The organism is Paenibacillus zanthoxyli JH29, from assembly GCF_000520715.1.
In the GTDB taxonomy this organism is placed as follows: Bacteria; Bacillota; Bacilli; order Paenibacillales; family Paenibacillaceae; genus Paenibacillus_AQ; species Paenibacillus_AQ zanthoxyli.
Genome location: NZ_ASSD01000254.1, coordinates 1 through 2,873, shown reverse-complemented (window position 1 = coordinate 2,873; position 2,873 = coordinate 1). Strand labels below are relative to the sequence as shown.

The window sequence follows — 2,873 nt, the reverse complement described above, 5'->3', positions numbered from 1 at the left end:
GCGAGAGCTGGCACTTTTATAGGCATTGATAAATTTGGAAAGTTCGGTTTTGGGATGAGCCTTGAACAGTACGTGGATGTGATCGTTATCGTGATTCCACTCGCTCAGCGTAATATGATAGTTCTCTCCAATGCGTTCAAAAATGTCCCTCGCATACTCGGAGATCTTGTCGGTAAGCACTTTTCTACGGTATTTGATACAAAGGATGAGATGGTAGTTTAGAGAGAATACCGAATGATTATTCGAGTCTAATTTCATTGATACACCAGCCTTATATAAAACTAAGACTGATTGTATCAAATGAGCTAATGTAGATCAATAATTTTCCAGGGTTACCTGGCCGATATTCATCCCCTCCCTGTAGAGGAAGGGGACTTCTCTCGGAATGCTGTATTAAAAAAGAAATAGGTGTTCCTCCTGTTCAATATTTAAAAGATCATCGCCTGCAACAAGCAAGAATTTTACTGAAAACCAGTGAAATAACCGTTTATGAAGTTGCTGAGGAATTCGGGTATTCAAATGTGGACTCCTTTTCGAGAGTATTTAAAAATAAGTTTGGCGTTTCACCGACAAATTTTCAGAAAAACAAACAGAATTTGATTTTTTACTGATACCTTATCGTTTCATCTTAAGATTTCTAAATAAAAGAAAATCCCCATCAAGAAAATTTCTTGGTGGGGATTTTGGTGGGAAGCCACTTACTAGGTCACTCCCATTCAATGGTAGCCGGCGGCTTGGAAGTAATGTCATAGACAACGCGGTTGACGTTCTCGACTTCGTTGACGATCCGCACGGAGATTTTCTCCAGTACATCCCACGGAATACGGGCCCAGTCCGCGGTCATGCCGTCAATGGACGTTACGGCGCGAATGCCAACCGTATAGGAGTAGGTTCGGGCGTCGCCCATTACACCCACGCTCTTCATGTTCGGCAGCGCGGTGAAATACTGCCAGATTTCGCTCTCCAGTCCGGCCTTGGCGATTTCCTCGCGCAGGATATAATCCGAATCCCGGACAATCGTCAGCTTGTCCTCCGTAACTTCGCCCAGCACGCGGATGGCAAGACCCGGTCCCGGGAACGGCTGGCGCCATACAATGGCATGCGGCAGGCCGAGCTCCTCGCCAACCTTGCGAACCTCATCCTTAAACAGGGTATTCAGTGGCTCGATCAAGCTGAACTTCATGTCCTCCGGCAGGCCGCCGACGTTATGATGCGATTTGATCGTCTGCGCCGTAGCGGTTCCGCTCTCCACGATATCCGTGTACAGCGTTCCCTGCGCAAGGAAACCAAAATCGCCGAGCTTGGCAGATTCCTCATCGAAGCAGTAGATAAACTCGTTGCCGATTATCTTGCGCTTCTGCTCGGGATCGTCTACGCCGGCCAGTTTGCCGAGGAAACGCTCACGGGCGTCGATTTTGACGACGTGAATATCGAATTTGCCAACGAACGTCTCCATAACGCTCTCAGCTTCGCCTTTTCGCAGCAGACCGTGGTCGATGAACATACAGGTCAGCTGGTCGCCGATAGCGCGGTGAATCAGCATGGCGACAACGGAAGAATCGACACCGCCGCTCAGGGCGCACAGCACCTTCTTGTCGCCGACTTTGGCGCGGATATCCTGGACAGCATCCTCAATGAAGGACTCCATCGTCCAGTTGCCATCGCAGCCGCAAATTTCGTACAGGAAATTCGAGATCATCTCGTTGCCGTGTACGGAGTGACGCACTTCGGGATGGAACTGCACCGCGTACAGCTTCCGTCCTTCATGGCTCATCGCCGCAATCGGCGCGCTTTCGGTACCGGCATCAAGCTTGAAGCCTTCCGGAAGCAGAGATACATGGTCACCGTGGCTCATCCATACGGTCTGACTGCCTTCCAGCCCTTTAACCAGGATGGCGCCGGGTTCAAAATTCAGATCCGCCTTGCCGTATTCCCGCTTGGAGGCACGTTCGACCTTGCCGCTGAGCTGATGGGCCATCAGCTGCATGCCGTAGCAAATGCCGAAAATCGGCAGTCCAAGATCATAAATCGCCGGATCAACATGCGGAGCATCCTCGGCGTAAACGCTCATCGGGCCGCCGGAGAATACGATGCCTTTAGGCGAGAGTTCCTTGATCCGTTCGATCGGTGTATTGTACGGCAGAAGCTCGCTGTATACTCCTAAATCCCGAATTCTGCGCGCGATTAATTGGTTATATTGTCCACCGAAATCGAGAACAACGATAATTTCATTTGGCTTGTTCATTACTTGCCTCCCTTGATTGTTGGATTCATTATACGAGAACGTAATTCGCACCGTCAAGGAAAGGCGGACAGGCTACGAAGTAATCGCTTCCGGATTCTTTTAGCGGAAAGTTTTCACAGATGTATAATGTGATTTTGTAATCGGAAAATACAGCTTCGGCTGACCTAAATAACTGGAGTCAACCATTTCGCGAGCTCCTCCCCCACCCCGGGGATATGAATTCGAGATGGCTTGAAACCATTTGGGACAGCCAAAGGTTGAACTTTATTTCAGCAGGCATGGACCCGTTGCCTCCTTAGCGCTCTAACACCAAAGGGATCAAAGTATAGCGGAAATGCACATCCGACTACCACCCAAGAATCCCACTGATGCCGAAGGGTCAGCTTGCCCCTTTAGGGGTGGGAGTCTCAAAAAAACTACTAAAGTGCAGGTTTTTCCAGTCAATGCGTATGCCAGCAGGGAAATTCCTACGATTGTGCAGGAGTTTTGAGGCTGTACCGGCAGCATATGAGATTGAACGGGTAAAAACTGTATGTTAGCAGGCATATTATGCAGTGGCGGCTTCAAGGCGACAATAGATGTACAATCGCAGGTTATCTGCAAAAAGCGAGAGGCGGCCGTTCGGACA

General features: G+C 49.4%; 3 protein-coding genes. 1 reads left to right on the top strand and 2 read right to left on the bottom strand.

The window, feature by feature from the left end:
• Positions 1-258 (bottom strand): IS200/IS605 family transposase (gene tnpA / locus L691_RS31215; RefSeq protein ID WP_084654017.1); only part of this gene is annotated, 258 nt, incomplete at its 3' end.
• Positions 259-314: 56 nt separating this feature from the next.
• Between tnpA and L691_RS34220 the strand changes: the two genes are divergently transcribed.
• The gene (locus tag L691_RS34220) at positions 315-611 is read left to right on the top strand and encodes a helix-turn-helix domain-containing protein (RefSeq protein ID WP_084654015.1); all 297 of its coding nucleotides are present in this window, start codon (positions 315-317) and stop codon (positions 609-611) included.
• Positions 612-706: 95 nt separating this feature from the next.
• On the opposite strand, the gene guaA is transcribed toward L691_RS34220, so the two are convergent.
• Entirely contained in the window at positions 707-2,245 is a 1,539-nt protein-coding gene (guaA, locus tag L691_RS0109275; RefSeq protein WP_025690175.1) for a glutamine-hydrolyzing GMP synthase, read from the bottom strand.
• Positions 2,246-2,873: the final 628 nt, after the last annotated feature.

What these genes read in the sequence shown, in the direction of transcription:
- guaA (WP_025690175.1), bottom strand. Translation starts at nt 2,245, where the DNA reads ATGAACAAGCCAAATGAAATTATCGTTGTTCTCGATTTCGGTGGACAA.